18 protein-coding genes are annotated in these 18,390 nt (G+C 67.0%); 2 read left to right on the top strand and 16 right to left on the bottom strand.

Annotated features, from left to right (window positions below; all coding sequences use genetic code 11):
- Positions 1-9: 9 nt before the first annotated feature.
- Positions 10-873, bottom strand: coding sequence for a MurR/RpiR family transcriptional regulator (locus HZ321_RS17920; RefSeq protein WP_244635977.1), 864 nt, complete (start codon positions 871-873; stop codon positions 10-12).
- 151 nt (positions 874-1,024) lie between these two features.
- Here HZ321_RS17920 and iolG point away from each other — a divergent pair, with 151 nt between their 5' ends.
- On the top strand, positions 1,025-2,014 hold the full coding sequence (iolG, locus tag HZ321_RS17915; RefSeq protein ID WP_181703773.1) for an inositol 2-dehydrogenase: 990 nt from the start codon (positions 1,025-1,027) through the stop codon (positions 2,012-2,014).
- 101 nt (positions 2,015-2,115) lie between these two features.
- On the opposite strand, the gene HZ321_RS17910 is transcribed toward iolG, so the two are convergent.
- From HZ321_RS17910 to HZ321_RS17875, 8 genes are all read right to left on the bottom strand, one after another.
- Positions 2,116-3,108 carry an acetamidase/formamidase family protein gene (locus HZ321_RS17910; RefSeq protein WP_181703772.1) on the bottom strand — a complete coding sequence of 331 codons (993 nt, stop codon included), beginning with the start codon at positions 3,106-3,108 and terminating at the stop codon, positions 2,116-2,118.
- A gap of 49 nt (positions 3,109-3,157) precedes the next feature.
- The gene (gene urtE, locus HZ321_RS17905; protein WP_181703771.1) at positions 3,158-3,871 is read right to left on the bottom strand and encodes an urea ABC transporter ATP-binding subunit UrtE; all 714 of its coding nucleotides are present in this window, start codon (positions 3,869-3,871) and stop codon (positions 3,158-3,160) included.
- Entirely contained in the window at positions 3,864-4,580 is a 717-nt protein-coding gene (locus tag HZ321_RS17900) for an ABC transporter ATP-binding protein (protein WP_181703770.1), read from the bottom strand. Before HZ321_RS17900 ends, urtE begins: the two co-directional genes overlap by 8 nt.
- Complete coding sequence (locus tag HZ321_RS17895) at positions 4,577-5,659, bottom strand: branched-chain amino acid ABC transporter permease (RefSeq protein WP_181703769.1); 1,083 nt, start codon at positions 5,657-5,659, stop codon at positions 4,577-4,579. The genes HZ321_RS17900 and HZ321_RS17895 overlap by 4 nt, the downstream gene beginning before the upstream one ends.
- Entirely contained in the window at positions 5,656-6,528 is an 873-nt protein-coding gene (locus HZ321_RS17890) for an ABC transporter permease subunit (RefSeq protein WP_181703768.1), read from the bottom strand. The genes HZ321_RS17895 and HZ321_RS17890 overlap by 4 nt, the downstream gene beginning before the upstream one ends.
- Positions 6,529-6,635: 107 nt before the next feature.
- Positions 6,636-7,877, bottom strand: coding sequence for an urea ABC transporter substrate-binding protein (locus HZ321_RS17885; RefSeq protein ID WP_181703767.1), 1,242 nt, complete (start codon positions 7,875-7,877; stop codon positions 6,636-6,638).
- A 17-nt stretch (positions 7,878-7,894) separates the two neighbouring features.
- Entirely contained in the window at positions 7,895-8,554 is a 660-nt protein-coding gene (locus HZ321_RS17880; RefSeq protein ID WP_181703766.1) for an ANTAR domain-containing response regulator, read from the bottom strand.
- Complete coding sequence (locus tag HZ321_RS17875) at positions 8,551-9,708, bottom strand: transporter substrate-binding domain-containing protein (RefSeq protein ID WP_181703765.1); 1,158 nt, start codon at positions 9,706-9,708, stop codon at positions 8,551-8,553. The genes HZ321_RS17880 and HZ321_RS17875 overlap by 4 nt, the downstream gene beginning before the upstream one ends.
- Positions 9,709-10,050: 342 nt before the next feature.
- Here HZ321_RS17875 and HZ321_RS17870 point away from each other — a divergent pair, with 342 nt between their 5' ends.
- Entirely contained in the window at positions 10,051-10,812 is a 762-nt protein-coding gene (locus tag HZ321_RS17870; RefSeq protein ID WP_181703764.1) for an SDR family NAD(P)-dependent oxidoreductase, read from the top strand.
- A gap of 84 nt (positions 10,813-10,896) precedes the next feature.
- On the opposite strand, the gene adhP is transcribed toward HZ321_RS17870, so the two are convergent.
- From adhP to HZ321_RS17835, 7 genes are all read right to left on the bottom strand, one after another.
- Positions 10,897-11,922 (bottom strand): alcohol dehydrogenase AdhP, encoded by a 1,026-nt coding sequence (gene adhP, locus HZ321_RS17865; protein ID WP_181703763.1) that lies wholly within the window; start codon positions 11,920-11,922, stop codon positions 10,897-10,899.
- Between the two features lie 108 nt (positions 11,923-12,030).
- Complete coding sequence (phoB, locus tag HZ321_RS17860) at positions 12,031-12,726, bottom strand: phosphate regulon transcriptional regulator PhoB (protein ID WP_181703762.1); 696 nt, start codon at positions 12,724-12,726, stop codon at positions 12,031-12,033.
- A 61-nt stretch (positions 12,727-12,787) separates the two neighbouring features.
- Entirely contained in the window at positions 12,788-13,498 is a 711-nt protein-coding gene (gene phoU / locus HZ321_RS17855) for a phosphate signaling complex protein PhoU (protein WP_181703761.1), read from the bottom strand.
- A gap of 28 nt (positions 13,499-13,526) precedes the next feature.
- Positions 13,527-14,357, bottom strand: coding sequence for a phosphate ABC transporter ATP-binding protein PstB (gene pstB, locus HZ321_RS17850; RefSeq protein ID WP_181703760.1), 831 nt, complete (start codon positions 14,355-14,357; stop codon positions 13,527-13,529).
- 37 nt (positions 14,358-14,394) lie between these two features.
- Positions 14,395-15,681, bottom strand: a complete 1,287-nt coding sequence (gene pstA, locus HZ321_RS17845) for a phosphate ABC transporter permease PstA (protein WP_181703759.1) — start codon at positions 15,679-15,681, stop codon at positions 14,395-14,397.
- A 23-nt stretch (positions 15,682-15,704) separates the two neighbouring features.
- Positions 15,705-17,096 (bottom strand): phosphate ABC transporter permease subunit PstC, encoded by a 1,392-nt coding sequence (pstC, locus tag HZ321_RS17840; protein ID WP_181703758.1) that lies wholly within the window; start codon positions 17,094-17,096, stop codon positions 15,705-15,707.
- Positions 17,097-17,207: 111 nt separating this feature from the next.
- Entirely contained in the window at positions 17,208-18,242 is a 1,035-nt protein-coding gene (locus HZ321_RS17835; protein WP_342343873.1) for a substrate-binding domain-containing protein, read from the bottom strand.
- Between the last annotated feature and the right edge of the window lie 148 nt (positions 18,243-18,390).

The raw sequence follows: 18,390 nt of genomic DNA, 5'->3' as shown, positions 1-18,390 counted from the left end.
ATCATTCCATTACTGGTCCGCCCTGATCTCGGCCACCGCGACGGTCAGCGTCATCGCCAGGGCGAGCGTGGCGGACAGCGAGCGAAAACCCTGGAAGTCCGCCTCCACGACCTCGAACCAGACGTCCGTGTCCGCCACCAGCGGGCTGAACGGGCTGTCGGTGATGACGACCAGCGGCGTGCCGCGCTGTGCCACCTGCCGGGCATGGGCGAGGGTGGCGGAGGCATAAGGCGTGAAGCTGATCGCGACCGCTGCGTCCTTGTCCGTGGCGAAGGAGAGCGTCTCCGCATCGGTCCCGGCCGCCGACCCGACGAGCACCGTCTTCACGCCGAGCTTGCCGAAGGCGTAGCTCATATAGGCGGTGACCGGGTAGGACCGCCGTTGCGCGATCAGGTAGACCGTCTCCGCCGCCGCCAGCCGCTGCGCCGCCGCCTCGATCGTGCGGATCTCGATCCGGTCGTGCATGGCCGCGATCGAGGCACTGGCCGCCTGGCAGAAGCCGTCGAAAAGCTGCGCCGTCCGCGAATCCGGGCTCGTGTCCGACCGCAGGCGCCGGATCCGGTCGTCATAGGTCGACACCCGGTCGCGCAGCCGCTCGCGGAAGATCGCTTGCAGGTCCGAGAAGCCCTGGAAGCCGATCGCCTGGGAGAAGCGCACCAGCGTCGACGGCTGCACGTCGGCCTTCTCCGCGATGCTGGCGACGGTTCCGAACGCGATCTCGTCGGGATGACCGATCGCGAAGGACGCCACCTGCGCCAGCCGCTTGGGCAGCTTGATCCGGCGGCTGACCATCAGGTCCCGAAGGGACTGGAAGTCGCGCGGAGGAAGGCCCTCGCTCATCGCCGGGTATCCATCTCCAAGGTCGTCGACCATGCCCCGTCATCCCCCTCTGCCAGCCCGGGTCCGCACGGGAACGCAGCTTGACTCGCGCGCCGAAATCAGAATACCAATTCCACAATCGTCAAAAATAGTAAACTGGTTCCGTATCCCGGCTCGCGCCGGCCGCGGGGGATGAGAGAGCAGCATGACCGTAAGACTGGGACTTCTCGGCGCCGGGCGCATCGGCAAGGTGCATGGCGGGGCGATCGCCTCCAACCCCGGCGCGCGCCTGGTCGCCGTGGCCGATGCCTTCCCGGAGGCGGCCGCGGCGCTCGCCGGTCAGTACGGCGCAGAGGTCCGCGACGTCGACGACATCATGGGCGCCAGCGACATCGACGCCGTGCTGATCACCACGCCCACCGACCTGCACGCGACCATGATCGAGCAGGCGGCCAGGGCCGGCAAGGCGATCTTCTGCGAGAAGCCCGTCGACCTCTCCGTGTCCCGCGTCCGGGAATGCCTCGCCGTCGTCGAGGAGACCGGCGCCAAGCTGATGGTTGGCTTCAACCGGCGCTTCGATCCCAACTTCATGGAAGTGCGCCGCCGCATCGACGCCGGCGTCGTCGGCGATGTGGAGATGGTCTCCATCACCTCCCGCGATCCGGGCCCGCCGCCGTTCGACTACATCCCGCGCTCCGGCGGCATGTTCCGGGACATGACGATCCACGACTTCGACATGGCTCGCTTCCTTCTCGGCGAGGAACCGGTGACTGTCTACGCCGCCGCCTCCGTGCTGGTCGACAGGAAGATCGGCGAACTCGGCGACGTCGACAGCGCCTCCGTGGTGCTGACCACCGCCTCGGGGCGGATCTGCCAGATCTCCAACTCGCGCCGCGCCAGCTACGGCTACGATCAGCGGATCGAGGTGCTCGGCTCCAAGGGCATGGTCTCCGCGGAAAACCTGCGCGCCACCACCGTCGAGGTCGCCGACGCGGACGGCTACCGCCGCGATCCGCTGCTCGACTTCTTCATGACCCGCTACACCCAGGCCTACGCCAACGAGATCGCCGCCTTCCTCAAGGGCGTGAGCGGCGACGCTCCGCTCGCCCCCTCGGGCGAGGACGGCCTGAAGGCGCTCCTTATCGCCGAGGCGGCCGTGCTCAGCGCAACGGAAAAGCGGGTCGTGACGCTCTGAACCCGCAAGGATCCTGGAATCGAAGCGGCGGCGCCGGGGTGACGGTCGCCGCCGCTTCCTTCTCGATCGCGGTCGTTTGTCTTTGTTGAAGGTCCCGTCCGTCAGGCGGTCAGGTAGGTCTTCAGGATCGAAGCGCCGATCGTGTACTTCGGGTCCACCATGTTGCCGAGCCGGGCGCGGCCGGCCTGCGTCAGCAGCATGTAGGCGTCGAGTTCGTCGAAGCCGTAGTCGGCCGCCATCCAGCGCGTCAGCTCGCGATAGGCGATGCGGGCCGCGTCCTCCAGCGGCCGTCCGGAGCCGATGGTCATGATGAACCGCTCATTCTCCAGCCGCGGCCACTTGAACGACCAGCCCTTGATCAGGTCGAGGTGGACGGTCGTCACCGTCGGGTGCTCGATCGCCACGCCGCAGAGTTCTCCGTCGCCCTGCGCCGCATGGCAATCGCCGAGATAGACGTAGCCGCCCTTGGTGTTCACGGGGAAGTAGACCACCGAGTCCGGCGCCACGTCAGGCAGGTCCATGTTGCCGCCGTAGTAGTCCGGCTGCAGCGAGGTGATCGCCTCGATCTCCGGCGACACCCCGAGCGTGCCGATGAACGGCTCGTAGGGGATCGTGATCTTGTCGCTCCACTTGACGCCCTTGACCGGGTCGACCTCCACCTTCTTCACCCGCTCCGGCAGCGGCGGGTTGAGCATGGCTGTGTCGCCGGTCCCCACCAGCCCGCCGAACTCGGGGATCAGGCAGGTGGTGCCGGCCGGCTGCGGCCCTCGCGGACGGATCTCCTTGATGCGGATGGCGATCACGTCGCCCTTCTCCGCCCCTTCCACGAAGATCGGCCCGTTCTGCGGGTTGAGGTAGGGGAAGTTCAGGATCTCCGACGGCTTGTCGCTTTCCGAGGTGATCTTCCCCTCGAAGGCGTCGTGCGTCTCCACCGAGATCACCGCGCCCGGTTTCACGGTCAGGACCGGGCTCACATAGGGACCGTAGACGTAGTGGTACTTCCCCTGGGTCGCTTCGGTGATGGAGTGGACCGATCGTTCCTCCCCCTTTGCGACGCCGCGGCGGGCCATGATCGAGCCTTCAAGCCATGACATGGGAGCTTCTCCTGTCGTTTCCCTTGGGGTTTGCAAGTTCTTGGACGCACTAGACCGCGAGGTAGCGGCGCACGGCATCCCGGTCGTCCAGGTCGTGCGCCGCGATTTCAGCGACGATCCGGCCCTTGTCCATCACATAGCAGCGTTGCGCGGTGGCCCGGATCATGTCGAGGTTCTGTTCCACGAAAACGATGGTCACGCCCGTGGCCTCGTTCATCGCCCGGATCGTGCGGCTGATGTCCTGCACGATCGACGGCTGGATGCCTTCGGAGGGCTCGTCGAGCAGCACCAGCGCCGGCGAGCTGATCATCACCCGTCCGATCGCCAGCTGCTGCTGCTGGCCGCCGGACAGGGTGCCCGCGCGCTGGGTCCGGCGTTCCTTCAGGATCGGAAAGGCCGTGTAGATCCGCTCGAAATCCTCCGGTCCCGCCGTGCCGCGGATCTGCACCCCGACCTTGAGGTTCTCCTCTACGGTCATCCGCGGAAACACGTCGCGCCCTTGCGGCACGTAGCCGATTCCGAGCCGGGCGCGCTTGCTGGCCGGCAGCGCCTCGATCGGCGCGTCGTTGAACAGGATCGAACCGCTGTTGGTTGGCAAAAGGCCGATCAGCGCCTTCATCAGCGTCGACTTGCCGACGCCGTTGCGCCCGATCACCGCAACGATCTCGCCGTGTCGCACCGTGAAGTCGACGCCCTGCAGGACGGGCTTGCCGCCGTAGCCGGCCTTCAGGTCCCTCGTCGTCAGGATCACTTCCCTACGCATGGACCTCTCCGAGGTAGATGGCAGCCACCCGCTCGTCGGCGACGATCGCGTCGATCGAGCCCTGCGCGAAGATCCGGCCGAAGTGGAGCACGGTGACCTGGTCGGCGACCTGCCGCACGAAGGCCATGTCGTGCTCCACGGCAAGCACCGTCACACCGTCCGCCTGCAGGGCCCGGACGATCTCGCCGGTGGCAAAGGTCTCGTCGGGCGACATGCCGGCTGTCGGCTCGTCGAGCAGAAGGAGGCGCGGCTTCAGGGCGATCGCCATGCCGATCTCCAGCCACTGCTTCTGGCCGTGGCTGAGGTTGCCGGCTTCCATCCCGCGCGAATCCTCCAGCCGCAGGAAGGCGAGCAGCCGGTCGATCTCCTCCTGCAGGGCACCGGGTGCGGTGTGGTCCTGCAGCGCGATCTCCAGGTTGTGCGCCGCGGTGAGTGCCTTGAAGATGCCGGGCACCTGGAATTTGACGCTCATGCCCTTGCGGATCCGCTGGAAGGGCTTGAGGTGGGTGATGTCCTCCCCGTCGAACAGGATGCGGCCGCTCGACGGCTTGTGCTCGCCAAGGAGCAGCCGGAAGAAGGTGCTCTTCCCGGCCCCGTTCGGGCCGATCAGGCAGTGCACCTCGCCGGGGGTCAGAGTGAAGTTCACGTCGGCGGTCACATGGAGGCCGCCGAAGTGCTTGTTGAGGTTTTCCGTCTGGAGCAGGCTCATGCCTTTCCTCCCCGGCCGAGCAGGCGGCCGATGCGGCGGGCGATCAGCATGATCACGCCTTCCGGGGCAATGAGGACCGTGACGACCAGGAAGGCGCCCATCACCACGAGGGCATACTGGCTGCCGTAGATGGTGAGCGCCTGGAACACCGCCAGCACCACCAGCGTGCCGATCACCGTGGCTGTGAGATCGGATCGGCCACCCACCGCCACCCAGATGATCGGCAGGGCGGCGGCCGTAATGCCCATGCTGGACGGCGTGATGTACTGGCCCCAGGTGGTGTAGAGCACCCCGGACAGCCCGGCGAGGGCCGCTCCGATGACGAAGGCGCCGAGCTGGTACTTGCGCACGTCGTAGCCAAGCATCTCGGCCCGCTCCGGGTTCTCCCGGATCGCCACGAGGACGTTGCCGAACCGCGAGTTCACCAGGATCCGGAGGCCGAGGTAGACGATCACCAGCAGCGCGAGCGTGATGTAGTAGAGCTGGATGTCCGGATAGAGCACGAGGTCGCCTCCCGGCCACGGGATGGTCAGCGGCGGCATGCCGCTCATCCCGTTGAAGCCGTTGAGCCGCGCGGCCCCGACCTTCCATTCCGGACCGGCGGTCTGCGCCATGAACCGCTCGAACACCAGCGTCACGGAGAGCGTGACGATGCCGAGGAACACCCCGCTGATCCGGCCGAAGAACAGGAAGTAGCCCAGCATGGCCGAGAAGGCGGCGGCGACCGCAACGGCGATCAGGGTGGCCAGGATCGTGAAGCCGTAGGCGTCGCCGAAGTTGATGGTGAGGATGCCGTAGGCATAGCCGGCGAGCCCGAAGAAGGCGGTCTGGCCGAAGCTGAGCGCGCCGCCGTAGCCCCAGATCAGGCTGAGCCCGAGCGCCATGAACACCCAGTTGAAGAAGTAGACCGTGTTGCCGACCGTGTAGCCGTCGGTGGTCAGCGGATAGCCGCAGGCGGCGATGAGAACGACGACGAAGCCGGCCCAGAAGCCCTTGCCGCGTCCCATGGTCTGCGGGCCCTCCAGACGGCCGAGGAGCCGGCGGAACGACCCGGTCGAAGTGCGGCGCGGGGTCGTCATGCGCGCTCCCTCAGGAGGAAGCCGGAAACGCCGCGCGGCAGCAGGCGGATCACCAGGATCACGGCGATCAGCAGCCCGATCTGGCCGAACAGCTGGCCGTACCAGGAGGTCAGCGACGCCTTGACGATGGCGAGCGCCGCCGCCGCCGGCGCGGTGCCGAGGAACACGTCCGCCCCGCCGACCACCACCGTCACGAAGGCCTCCATGATGAACGTCGTGCCCATCGTCGGCACCATCGTCATGGTCGGCGCATAGAGCCCGCCGGTGAGACCGGCAAGCCCTGCGCCGATGCCGAAGGTCATCGCGTAGATCAGCCGCGTGTCGACGCCGAGCGCCTCGGCCATGTGCGGCACCTGGATGGTCGCTCGGGCGAGCACGCCGAACCGGGTCTTGTTGAAGAACAGGTAGAGCAGCACGAGCACCGCCACCGCCGAACCCATCAGCACCAGCCGATAGGTCGAGTAGGAGTTGCCGGCGAGTTCGAAGCTGCCGAGCGGCGTGCCGACGCCGGTCATCGTGGAGCCGAGCACGATCAGCGTTCCCTGCGTGGCGATCAGGCTGATGCCCCAGGTCGCCACGATCGTGTCGAGCGGCCGGGCGTAGAGATGGCGGATCACCAGCCTCTCCACCAGCACTCCGATGGCGCCTGCCACGACGGCACCGGCCAGCACGGCGACCGGCAGCGGCAATCCCGCCCGGTTCGCCATCACCGTCACGTAGGCGCCGCACATGATGAACTCGCCATGCGCCAGGTTGATGACCCCCATCATCCCGAAGATGATCGCAAGGCCGCAGGCCGACAGCACGAGGAAGGCGAACGCGTCGCCGAACTGGTAGAGCGACGCGAAGATCGCGCCCAGCGCATCCATGGTGGGGATCGTCCTTTTACGGAGGAGCGGCGGTCGACGGTGGGAACGGGTTCGGCGTCGGCCGCCGGACGGATCGCCCGGCGGCCGGTGTCGAGGCCTTCAGCCGATCAGGGCTTCGGCGGCGGGTTCGAGGGGGTGTACTGCTCGCTCGGATCGTTCTTGGTGAGGTCGCAGCCGGCATCGCCCAGCCAGTACGGCTTGATGTCTTCCCACACCTTCGGGAATTCGATGCCGTGGGTGTCGTTCACCTTCGCCAGGAAGATGGTGTGCGACATGTGCTGGCTCTTCGGATCCAGGCAGACCTTGCCCGACGGCCCGTCGAAGCAGACGTCGCCGGCGGCGATCACCTTGCGCAGGTCTTCCCGGGCGGTCGAGCCGCCGGCCCGCTCCACCATCTGCTTGTAGAGGTTGATGGCGATGTAGGAGTTCGCCGCTTCCTGGTTGACGTAGGGCTCGTCCGGGAACTTCGCGCGGAACTTATCCAGGAAGGCCTTGGAGGCGGGGCTGTCCACCTCTTCGATGTAGTTGGTGGTGACGTACATGTCCTTCAGCGACGGCGGCGTGAAGCGCTTGTGCTCGTAGCCCTGGCCGACGTTGACCGACGAGGCCATCGGCAGGCCGACGCTCGCGGCCGCCGCCTGCTCGTAGTAGGAGGCCTGGGCCGTGCCGACCAGGAGGGTCACCACAAAGTCGGGCTTGGCGCTCTGGATGTTCTGGATCGTCTGCGAGAACTGCGACACGCCGAGCGGGATGAACTCCTCGCCGACCATCTCGCCGCCGTTCTCCTTGACGATGTTGCGCACCCATTCCGCCGAGATCTGGCCGAAGTTGTAGTCGGCCGCGATCGTGTAGACCTTCTTGCCGTAGGTCTCCATCATCCATGGGATGAGCGTGGAGAACTGCTGCTCGGGCACAGCGCCGGTGACCACCATGTTGGCGTCGCAGACGCCGCCTTCATACTGGTTGTTGTAGAAGGCGAAGCCGTCGAACTGGTTGACGATCGGCCGGTAGGCCTCGCGGGAGGCCGACGAGAAGCCGGCGAACACCACGTCCACCTTGTCGCGCTGGAGCACGCGGCGCATGAACTCCTGGTAGCGGGTGTTGTCGGACTGGGTGTCGTAGACCACCAGCTCGATCGGCCGCCCGGCGATGCCGCCTGCCTTGTTGATCTCCTCGGTGGCCAGTTCGATGGCGTGCACCTTGACGAGCGTCGCGGCGGCGAAGTCGCCCGACTGGTCTTCCAGCACGCCGATCTTGATCGGGTCGGCGGCTGTGGCGGCGGTGACGCCGAGCAATAGGCTGCCCGTCAGGGCTGCCAGCGGCAGCCCGGCCATGGTCCGGATCTTCATGGAACAACTCCTCTGGATTATTCGTGTTGGGCGCTTCGTCGGGCGGCCGGAACCTGTTCCGGACCGGCGTCGTCGCCGGTTCCCGCCCGCAGGAGCGTCGTGCAGTAGTCTTCGATGCTCACGCGGCGCCTCATGCTCTCCCGTCGCAGGATTGCGTAAGCCTGATCGTCGTCGATCCCCGCTCGGTGCATGAGGTTTACGATGGCCTTGATGACAAACCGACGGCCGCGTCGCCGCCGCTCGTGATCTTCCAGGCGCGTCTCCAGGTATCGCCTGCGAAGAAATCCGTTGATGCCCATGAACAGGGCCGAATAGACCGCCGCGCCGTGGATCGGCTTGCGCAGGAAGGCGGTTGCGCCGATCTGCATCAGCGCCTTGAGCCGGCTCGGCGCCTCTACGCCGATCAGGCCGATCACCGGCACGACGGGAAACGTTTCGCCGGCGCCGCCGGCGAGATCGAGCGGCAGGTCGAGATCGCCGTCCACGACGAGGACGTCGCGGTCCTCCCGCAGCGCCGCAAGATCCAGGGCGGCCTTGCCGTCCACGAGCGGCACGACGCGGAGGTCGACGCCGAACTTGACGAGCGTGGAGGCGAGCGCGTCGGCGGCTCGCGGGTCGGCGGCCACCAGGTGGACCGTTCCGCCGCTGAAGTTCTGCAGGATCCGTGGTCCGGTCATTGCACGAGCCTCAGGTGGCTGGGTTTCGGGGCGACCGCGAAACGCGGCGTCGACTGCACCAGGTAGGGATCCGGGGCGATCGGGGCGGACGCCGCCATCACCACGTCGAACCGCCCGTCCCTGGTCGATCGGCCGATCCGCGGCGTCAGGTAGGCATGCATGGTGGCCGGATCGATCCGCACCGGCCCCTGCGGCGCTTCGAGCGCGATCTGCGGCACCACGGCCCGCACCGGCTCGATCGCATCGGTGCCCGCGGCTTCCAGCGCCCGGCCGAGGATCGCGACCGCCACATAGGAGGCCTCCGCGTCCGCCGACAGGGTCGGGCCGTTCGGGTAGGCGGCGGCGTAGGCGTCGAGGAACCGGCGGTTGGCGCTGCTCTCCACCGTGGCGAAGTAGACGCTCGAGGAGAAGTGGCCGTCGACCGCCTCCGGGCCGATCTCCTCCAGCTCCGGCTCCGACAGGCTGCAGCTGGCGACCGGCAGGACGGCCGGCTGGTCCAGGCCGCGCGCCGCGCAGGCCAGCCGCAGCGCCCGCAGGAACTGGTAGGCGCTGTTGCCGATCAGCGTGTTGAAGATGAAATCGGGTCGCAGCGCCAGGATCTCCTCGACGCTCTTGGTCACATCGGTCTCGCCCACCGGCAGGTATCGTTCCGCCACCACCTGGCCGCCGCGCGCGGTGATCGCCTCACGCATGATCCGGTTGTTCTCCCACGCCCAGATGTAGTTCGAGCCGACGCAGTAGACGCGGTTGCCCGCGAGCGTGGTCATGTGCTCGATCAGCGGCAGGATGTGCTGGTTGGGCGCGGCGCCCGTGTAGACCACGTTGCCCGAGGTCTCGAACCCCTCGTAGTGCGAGGGATACCAGAGCAACGCGTCGTGCTTCTCGAAAACCGGGATCACCTCCTTGCGGCTCGACGAGGTGTAGCAACCCACCACATGTCGGATGCCGCTCTGCAGGAGATCCGCCGAAAGCTCGGAATAGCGCGACAACTCGCCGCCGGGATTGACCACCACAGCTTCAAGCCGCGGACCGCCCGATGCGGCGTTGAACTCGTCCACCGCCAGCAGCGCACCGTTCAGCATCGACCGCGCCACCACGGCATAGGGGCCGGTGGAGGAGAACAGCAGTCCGATTCGGAAGGTGGCAGGGGTCATCGGAACGTCCACGCGCAAAGGCCCTCCGGCCCGGTGACGGGCCGTAGGCGACGGTGCCTGAATCGATCGAATGTGTTGGTATTTGGCGCAAATCTAGGCAGCATTGCCCCGCGCTCAAGGAATAGGCTCTCGCGAAACCAGCCGCTTGTCAAGCACTCCCGCAAATCCTTTGCGCGTTTTGCCGGACGCTTGCGAAAACCAACCTGTCCGGTAAACTCCTGACCTGCCGGCCCACCGTCGTGCCGGCGAAATCCCTGGCAATTCCAATCGATCGAAGCGCGATCGCGCTTCGCGGCGCCGCATGCGGCGTGCCGCGGCGGATATGCGCACAGGAGGGCGAGTATGGATCTGGGCTTGAAGGGTTTGTCGGCCGTGGTCACCGGCGGCACCAAGGGGATCGGCCGCGCCATCGCCGAGACGCTGGCCAAGGAGGGCACCAACGTCGCCATCTGCGCCCGCAACGCCGCCGAGGTCGAAGCCACGGTGGCGGTGCTCGCCGGCTATGGCGTCAAGGCCACCGGCGCCGCCGTCGACGTGTCCGACGGTCCGGCGCTGAAGGCCTGGGTCGCCGCCGCCGCGGCGGGGTTCGGCGGTCTCGACATCGCCGTTGCGAACGTCAGCGCGCTCGCCATCGGCCAGGACGAGGCCAGCTGGCAGAAGGAGTTCGAGACCGACATGATGGGCACGGTCCGCCTCGTCGATGCGGCGATGCCCTTCCTGGAAAAGAGCAAGGCTCCGGCGATCGTCACCATCTCCAGCGTATCCGGCCGCGAGGTGGATTTCGCCGCCGGCCCCTACGGCACCTTCAAGGCCGCGATCATCCACTACACCAAGGGCCTCTCCTACCAGCTCGCGGGCAAGGGCATCCGCGCCAACGTGGTCTCCCCGGGCAACACCTATTTCGAAGGCGGCGTCTGGCAGGCGATCCAGACCGGCAATCCGGAGCTCTACAAGACGGCGCTCGACCTCAACCCGACCGGGAGGATGGGCACGCCGCAGGAGATGGCCAACGCGGTGGCGTTCCTGGCGAGCCCGGCCGCAAGCTTCATCACCGGCACCAACCTTGTGGTCGACGGCGCGCTCACCCGCGGCGTCCAGTTCTGAGCGGACCCGCGGGCCGAACGAAGCAGGGGCGCTCCCGGCGAGGAAGCGCCCCTGCTTCGCACTGGCGGCCCGGGCGTGCGTCGATCAGAGCGTCAGCACCGTCCGGCCTTCCACCTCGCCCTTCTTCAGGCGCTCGAAGATGCCGTTGATCGCCTCCAGCGGCTCGGTATGGGTCGTCGCCTTCACCTTGCCTTCGGCCGCGAACTCGATCGCTTCCGCCAGGTCGCGCCGGGTACCGACGATCGAGCCGCGGATGGTGACGCGCTTCAGCACCACGTCGAAGATCGGCGTCGGGAAATCCCCGGGCGGCAGGCCGACCAGACTGATCGTTCCGCGCCGCCGCACCATCTTCAGCGCGTCGGCGAAGGCCGCCCGCGACACTGCCGTCACCAGCACGCCATGCGCGCCGCCGTGGGTGGCCTTGTCGATCGCCTTGCCGACATCTTCTGTCTTGGCGTTGATGGTGACGTCCGCGCCGAGCCGCCGGGCGAGGTCCAGCTTGTCGTCGGCGACGTCGACGGCCGCGACGTGTAGGCCCATGGCCTTCGCATACTGCACGGCCACGTGCCCCAGACCGCCGATCCCGGAGATGACGACCCATTCGCCCGGCCTCGCCTCGGTCTCCTTCAGGCCCTTGTAGGTGGTCACCCCCGCGCAGAGGATCGGCGCCATGGCGACGAAGTCCGGATTGTCCGGCAGCCGGCCCACATAGTCCGCCGCGGCGAGCACGTACTCGGCATAGCCGCCATCGACGCCGTAGCCCGTGTTGTGCTGGCCCTCGCAGAGCGTCTCCCAGCCGGTGGTGCAGTGCTCGCAGCATCCGCAGGCGTCGTGCAGCCAGGGCACGCCCACCGGATCGCCTTCCTTCAGGTGCTTGACGCCCGGACCAACCGCCGCGACATAGCCGACGCCCTCGTGGCCAGGGATGAAGGGCAGCTTCGGCTTGACCGGCCAGTCGCCGTCGGCGGCATGCAGGTCGGTGTGGCAGACCCCGCTCGCCACCACTTTGACCAGCACTTCGCCATAGCCCGGCTCGGGGATCGCCACCTCCTCGATCGTGAGAGGCTGCCCGAAGGCGCGGACGACGGCGGCTTTCATGGTTCCGGACATGATGCGGTCTCCCGTTGAATTGCAGTGCGCGGGAACACTGCACCGGGCCGCCGCCGTCGTCCTTGAGCGGAATCAATGAGGCGGGAAAGGACTGCCGCTTTGCACGCCTCAGCTGCGAGCGAACTGGTCGTCGAAGGAATAGCCGGCGCCGCGGACGGTGCGGATCGGGTCCTTCGAGTTGCCGCGGTTGATCGACTTGCGAAGCCGTCCGACATGGACGTCGACCGTGCGCTCGTCCACGTAGACGTCCCGGCCCCAGACGCCGTCGAGCAGCTGCTCGCGCGAAAACACCCGTCCGGGCGACTGCATGAGGTATTCCAGCAGACGGAATTCCGTCGGTCCGAGATGCACCTCGCGTCCCGTCCGGCGAACCCGGTGCGTTTCGCGGTCCAGTTCGATGTCCCCGGCGGTCAGCAGCGTCGACACCGCCTCCGGCTTGGCCCGGCGCAGGATCGCCTTGATCCGGGCGATCAGCTCGGGAACCGAGAACGGCTTCACCACGTAGTCGTCGGCGCCCGTCGCCAGCCCGCGCACGCGCTCCGATTCCTCGCCACGCGCCGTGAGCATGATGATCGGCATCCGCTCGGTCTCCGCCCGGCTGCGCAGGCGCCGGCAAAGCTCGATCCCTGACAGGCCCGGCAGCATCCAGTCCAGCAGCAGAAGGTCCGGCGTGATCTCACGCAGCCGGAGTTCCGCGTCGTCTCCGCGAAACACCTGCTCCACCTCGAAACCTTCCGCTTCCAGGTTGTAGCGAAGGAGCAGGCTGACCGGCTCCTCGTCCTCCACGATCATCACCTTGGGCATTTGCCGACCATCTCCAGGGAAGTACGGCGCGGGTGCGGCTTGATGACCACCTCGCGACCGGTCAGGTCTCGCTTTCGACGCTTTCCAGGCTGCTGTTGTCGGACTTGGGGCGCTCGTCCTCGAAGGCTGTGCCCGTGACCGAGTAGTGGACCGTCTCGGCGATGTTGGTGGCGTGGTCGCCGATGCGCTCGATGTTCTTGGCGCAGAACAGCAGGTGGGCGCACTGCGAGATCGTCCGCGGATCCTCCATCATGTAGGTGAGGAGTTCGCGGAACAGCGACGTGTAGAGCGCGTCGATCTCCTCGTCCCTGGTCCGCACCACCCGGGCCGCGTTGTCGTCCCGGTTCGTGTAGGCGTCCAGCACGTCCTTCAGCTGCTGCAGCGCGATCTCCGCCAGATGCTCGACTCCAACGAGGAGCCGCTTCTGGATGACGGCATTGTTGATCGCGGTCACCCGCTTGGCGATGTTCTTGGCAAGGTCGCCCACCCGCTCCAGGTCGTTGGAGATGCGCAGCGCGGCGACGATCTCGCGCAGGTCCGACGCCATCGGCTGGCGGCGGGCGATGATCAGGATGGCCCGCTCCTCCGTCTCGCGCTGCAGGGCGTCGAGTCGGAGGTCGTCGGCGATGATCCGCTGGGCGAGCGAGGCGTCGAGCCGCGTCAGCGCCACTATGGCGTCGGCCACCAGATGCTCGGCGAGCCCGCCCATCTCGGCGATCCGGCCGGCGAGGCCGCGCAGTTCCTGCTCGTAGGCGGTGACGGTATGTTCCATGGGTCTCTCCGGGTCTGCCGTCCTCACGTCAGCCGAAGCGGCCGGTGATGTAGTCCTGCGTCCGTTGCTCGATCGGCTTGGTGAAGATCATGTTCGTCGGGCCCTCTTCGACCAGATGGCCGAGGTGGAAGAAGGCCGTCCGCTGCGACACGCGGGCGGCCTGCTGCATGGAATGGGTGACGATCACGATCGTATAGTTGGCCCGGAGCTCGTCGATCAGCTCCTCGACCTTGGCCGTGGCGATCGGATCGAGGGCCGAGCACGGCTCGTCCATCAGGATCACATCCGGCGAGACGGCGATGGCGCGGGCGATGCAGAGGCGCTGCTGCTGGCCGCCGGAAAGCCCGGTGCCGGGTTCCTGCAGCCGGTCCTTCACCTCGTTGAACAGCGACGCCTTCTGCAGCGAGGTCACCACCACCTCCTCCAGCTCGGCCTTGGTGCGGGCGAGGCCGTGGATGCGCGGGCCGTAGGCGACGTTCTCGAAGATCGACTTCGGAAACGGATTGGGCTTCTGGAACACCATGCCCACCCGGGCGCGGAGCTCGACCACGTCAAGGTCGGGCGCATAGATGTTGCGGTTGTCGAGCAGGATCTCGCCTTCCACCCGGGCACCGACGATGGTGTCGTTCATCCGGTTGAAGCAGCGCAGGAACGTCGACTTGCCGCAGCCGGACGGCCCGATGAACGCCGTCACCGTGCGGTCGGGGATGTCGATGGTCACGCCGTGCAGCGCCTGCTTGGCGCCGTAGAAGACCTTGACGCCAGTCGCCTTGACCTTGACCGGCCGCGGCTGGAGATCGGGTGTCCGGATGGTGGCGAAGGCGGACGTGTCGGTCTTGATGTCGGCTGCAACGGTCATGCTGACCTCGTACGGATGAAGGTGGCGAGGGGGCGGATCACCAGGTCCGTTCCAGGCGCTGGCGCAGATAGACGGCGATGCCGTTCATGATCACCAGGAAGCCGAGGAGGACGAGGATGCCGGCGGCCGTACGGGCGACGAAGCCGCGCTCGGGGCTGTCGGCCCAGATGAAGATCTGCGTCGGCAGTGCGGTGGCCGCGTCGGTGATGCCGCCTGGATCGCTGGTGATGAAGGCGTTCATGCCGATCAGGAGCAGCGGCGCTGTCTCGCCGAGAGCGTGGGCCATGCCGATGATCGTTCCCGTCAGGATGCCGGGCATCGCCAGCGGCAACACATGGTGCATGATCACCTGGTGCTTGGAGGCACCCATGCCGAGCCCCGCCTCGCGGATCGACGGCGGCACCGCCCGCAACGCTGCGCGCGTCACGATGATCATCGTCGGCAGCGTCATCAGGGCGAGCACCATGCCGCCGACCAGCGGCGCCGATCGCGGCAGGCCCATCACGTTGAGGAACACCGCAAGGCCGAGCAGGCCGAACACGATGGAGGGCACCGCCGCGAGGTTGTTGATGTTGACCTCGATCAGGTCGGTCCAGCGGTTCTTCGGCGCGAATTCTTCCAGATAGATCGCCGCCGCGATCCCGATCGGGAAGCTGAGCACGAAGGTGACCAGCAGCGTCAGCGCCGACCCGACGATCGCGCCGGAGAGGCCCGCGAGCTCGGGGAAGCGGCTGTTGGAGTTGGTGAGCAGCCCGGTGTTGAACGGCGTGGAGATCCGGCCCTGCTCCTCCAGCACGTCGAACCAGGCGATCTGCTTGTCGGTCACGCGCCGCTGGTCTTCCGGCAGCGTACGATCGATGACGCCCTTGGCGAGCTGGTCGAAGGGATCGGAGGCCGGGATGTCGAGGGTCAGCGTACGTCCGATCAGCGTGGGATCGGCAACGACGGCATCGCGGACAAAGAACTGCGTGTTGTTGGTCAGGATCTGCCCGAGCAGCCGCTGGTCGGCCGGACTTGTGACGTCCGGGTAGAGCGCGGCGAGCGCGTCCTTGACGACGGCGCGGTAGTTTCCATCCGCCGGCGCATCCGCCTTGACGTATTTTTCGCTGATCGGAAACTCCATCCGCACATGCGTCTGGACGAAGGCGGTGTAGCCGCTGACGATCAGCGACGCGAACAGCAGGAGAAGCAGGCCGATCGCCAGCGAGATCGCCGCGATGCCGTAGAACTGCAGCCGCCTGTCGGCGGCGTGCCGCTTCTTCCGCCGTGCGTTGGCGCTTTCCGACGCCCAGTCGACCGGGCTTGTGATCTGGATGTCCGTCATGGAAGACCCCGGGTGCCGATCCGTCACTCGTATTGTTCGCGGAAGTGGCGAACGATGCGCAGCGCGATGATGTTGAGCGTGAGCGTGACCACGAAGAGCACGAGCCCGAGCGCGAAGGCGGCGAGCGTCTTCGGGCTGTCGAACTCGCTGTCGCCGGTGAGCAGCGTGACGATCTGGACGGTCACCGTGGTGACGCTGTCCAGCGGATTGATGGTCATGGTCGCGATCAGGCCGGCGGCCATCGCCACGATCATCGTCTCGCCGATGGCGCGGCTGGCGGCGAGCAGGATGCCGCCCATGATGCCGGGAAGGGCCGCCGGCAAGAGAACCTTGACGACCGTTTCGGCCGGCGTAGCGCCGAGCGCCAGCGAGCCGTCCCGCATCGAGCGCGGCACCGCCTTGAGTGCGTCGTCGGACAGCGAAGAAACGAACGGGATGATCATGATGCCCATCACGAGACCCGCCGCGAGGGCGCTGTTCGGAGAGGCCGCGAGGCCCAGCGTCATGGAGAACTCTCGCACCGCCGGGGCGACCACCAGGATCGCGAAGAAGCCGAAAACCACCGTCGGGATGCCGGCCAGGATCTCCAGGATCGGTTTGACCACCGCACGCACGCGCTCGTCGGCGTATTCGACGAGGTACATGGCGGTGAACACGCCGACCGGAACCGACACGACAAGGGCGATGGCGGAGATCAGCAGGGTGCCGACGAACACCGGCACGGCGCCGAACGCACCTTGGCCGGCCACCTGGTCGGCGCGCAGAGCGATCTGCGGCTCCCACTTGAGCCCGAACAGGAACTCGTGGAACGGCACCATCGCGAAGAAGGCCGACGCCTCATAGACCAGCGAAACCACGATTCCGAGCGTGGTCAGGATCGCCACCACCGAGCAGGCGATCATCAGCCCGGAGATGGTCTTCTCCACGTCGTTGCGGGCGCGGAACCTGGGTGACAGCTTGGAGCGCGTGATCGAGATCGAACCGAGCGCGATCGCCACGACGATGACCAGAAGCGCCCAGCCGGCGATGCTCTCCCAGGCATTGAGACGCTCGGCCGCGGCAACGATGGCCGGGTTCGGCTCCGAGAACATGCGGCCGGCCGCGACGTTCTTCACTTCCGAGACCAGCAGCGCGACTTCCGCGCCGGACTTGCCGGAAGAGAGCTCGGCGGGCAGGCTGGCGGTGATCATCCGGTCGATCACAGGCCCTTGGAGGCCGGCCCAGAGGATCACCAGGATCAGCGCGGGTATGCCGACCCAGACGGCGACGAAGGCGCCATGGTAGCCCGGCAGCGAATGGATCTTCTCACCGGCCGCCGGCTTCAGCCGTGCACCGGTGGTTCGACCGAGAACGTAGGCGATAGCCGAGAGAGCCGCCACGAGCAGAAGCGCATAACCGACCAAGATCGCCCCCATTTTCGGCAGTATCGTGAATCGGACCGGCACCCGCAGGATGGAGCGGCCGCCGGTCCGGTATCCGGGCCGAGAGGCGGTTTGCCACTCGGCCCGGGAGGAATGCGGTTCAGATTACTGGGACGCTGCCATCGGCGTACCCTCGAGGGTCGCCTTGCGGACTTCTTCGCGCTTCTCCGGAGACAGCGGGATCAGGCCGCGCTCGGCCAGGTACCCGCCTTCGCCGAAGGCCGCCTCGGAGGTGTACTCCTTGAGGAAGTCGTCCATCCCCGGGATGACGCCGCGATGAGCGTTCTTCACGTAGATGTAGAGCGGACGCGAAACGGCGTAGGAGCCGTCGGCGATGGTCTCGGTGGACGGCGCGACGCCGTCGACCGGGGTGCCGATCAGCTTGTCCTGGTTTTCGTAGAGGAACGAGTAGCCGAAGATGCCGAGCGAGGTCGGATCGGCTTCCAAGCGCTGCACGATCAGGTTGTCGTTCTCGCCGGCTTCGACGAAGGGACCGTCCTGCCGCATGCGCTCGCAGACTTCCTTCTTGGCGTCGCCTTCCAGCGCCTTGATCGCCGGGAAGGCGTCGCAGCCCGGGTGCATGACGAGCTCGACGAAGGCGTCGCGGGTGCCGGAGGTCGGGGGCGGGCCGAACACGGTAATCGCGGAGTCGGGCAGCGACGCGTCGATCTCAGACCACTTCTTGTACGGGTTGTCGACGACCTGGCCGTCAACTTCCACCTTGGCGGCAAGCGCCTGGAAGAGCTGCGCCTTGGTCAGCGACAGTTCCTTGCCGGAGCGGGCATGGGCGACCGAAAGGCCGTCGTAGCCGAGCAGCACTTCGGTGATCGACGTCACGCCGGCTTCGGCGCAGGACTTCACTTCGCTGTCCTTGATGGCGCGGGAAGCGCCGGTGATGTCGGCGTGATCGACGCCAACGCCACCGCAGAAGGCCTTGAAGCCGCCGCCCGTGCCGGTGGACTCGACCACCGGGGCCGCCGATCCGGTCGCCGCGGCAAACTGCTCGGCGACGGCCTGCGTGTACGGGAAGACGGTGGACGACCCGACGATGCGGATCTGGTCGCGGGCCTCGGCGCCGGTGGCGATCGAAACGGTGACCGCGGCGAGCGCGATGGCACTGACGGAATGAATAAGTTTCACGGGGACGACTCCCAGATGTCTTTGTTTACGCCGGTTCGGAGCCCGATGTCGGACCCGCCCCTCGACGCCGTCGCGACCCTAGCGGCCGGTCACGTAGCTTCTATGACATCGCAGCGAAGCTTTTATGACAGGGCAAGCTATTGATGAT

The sequence above is a fragment of the Chthonobacter albigriseus genome (assembly GCF_013839445.1).
Taxonomy (GTDB): domain Bacteria; phylum Pseudomonadota; class Alphaproteobacteria; order Rhizobiales; family Pleomorphomonadaceae; genus Chthonobacter; species Chthonobacter albigriseus.
Note: the sequence above shows the minus strand (reverse complement) of the source record. Positions and strands in the feature narration are given on the sequence as shown.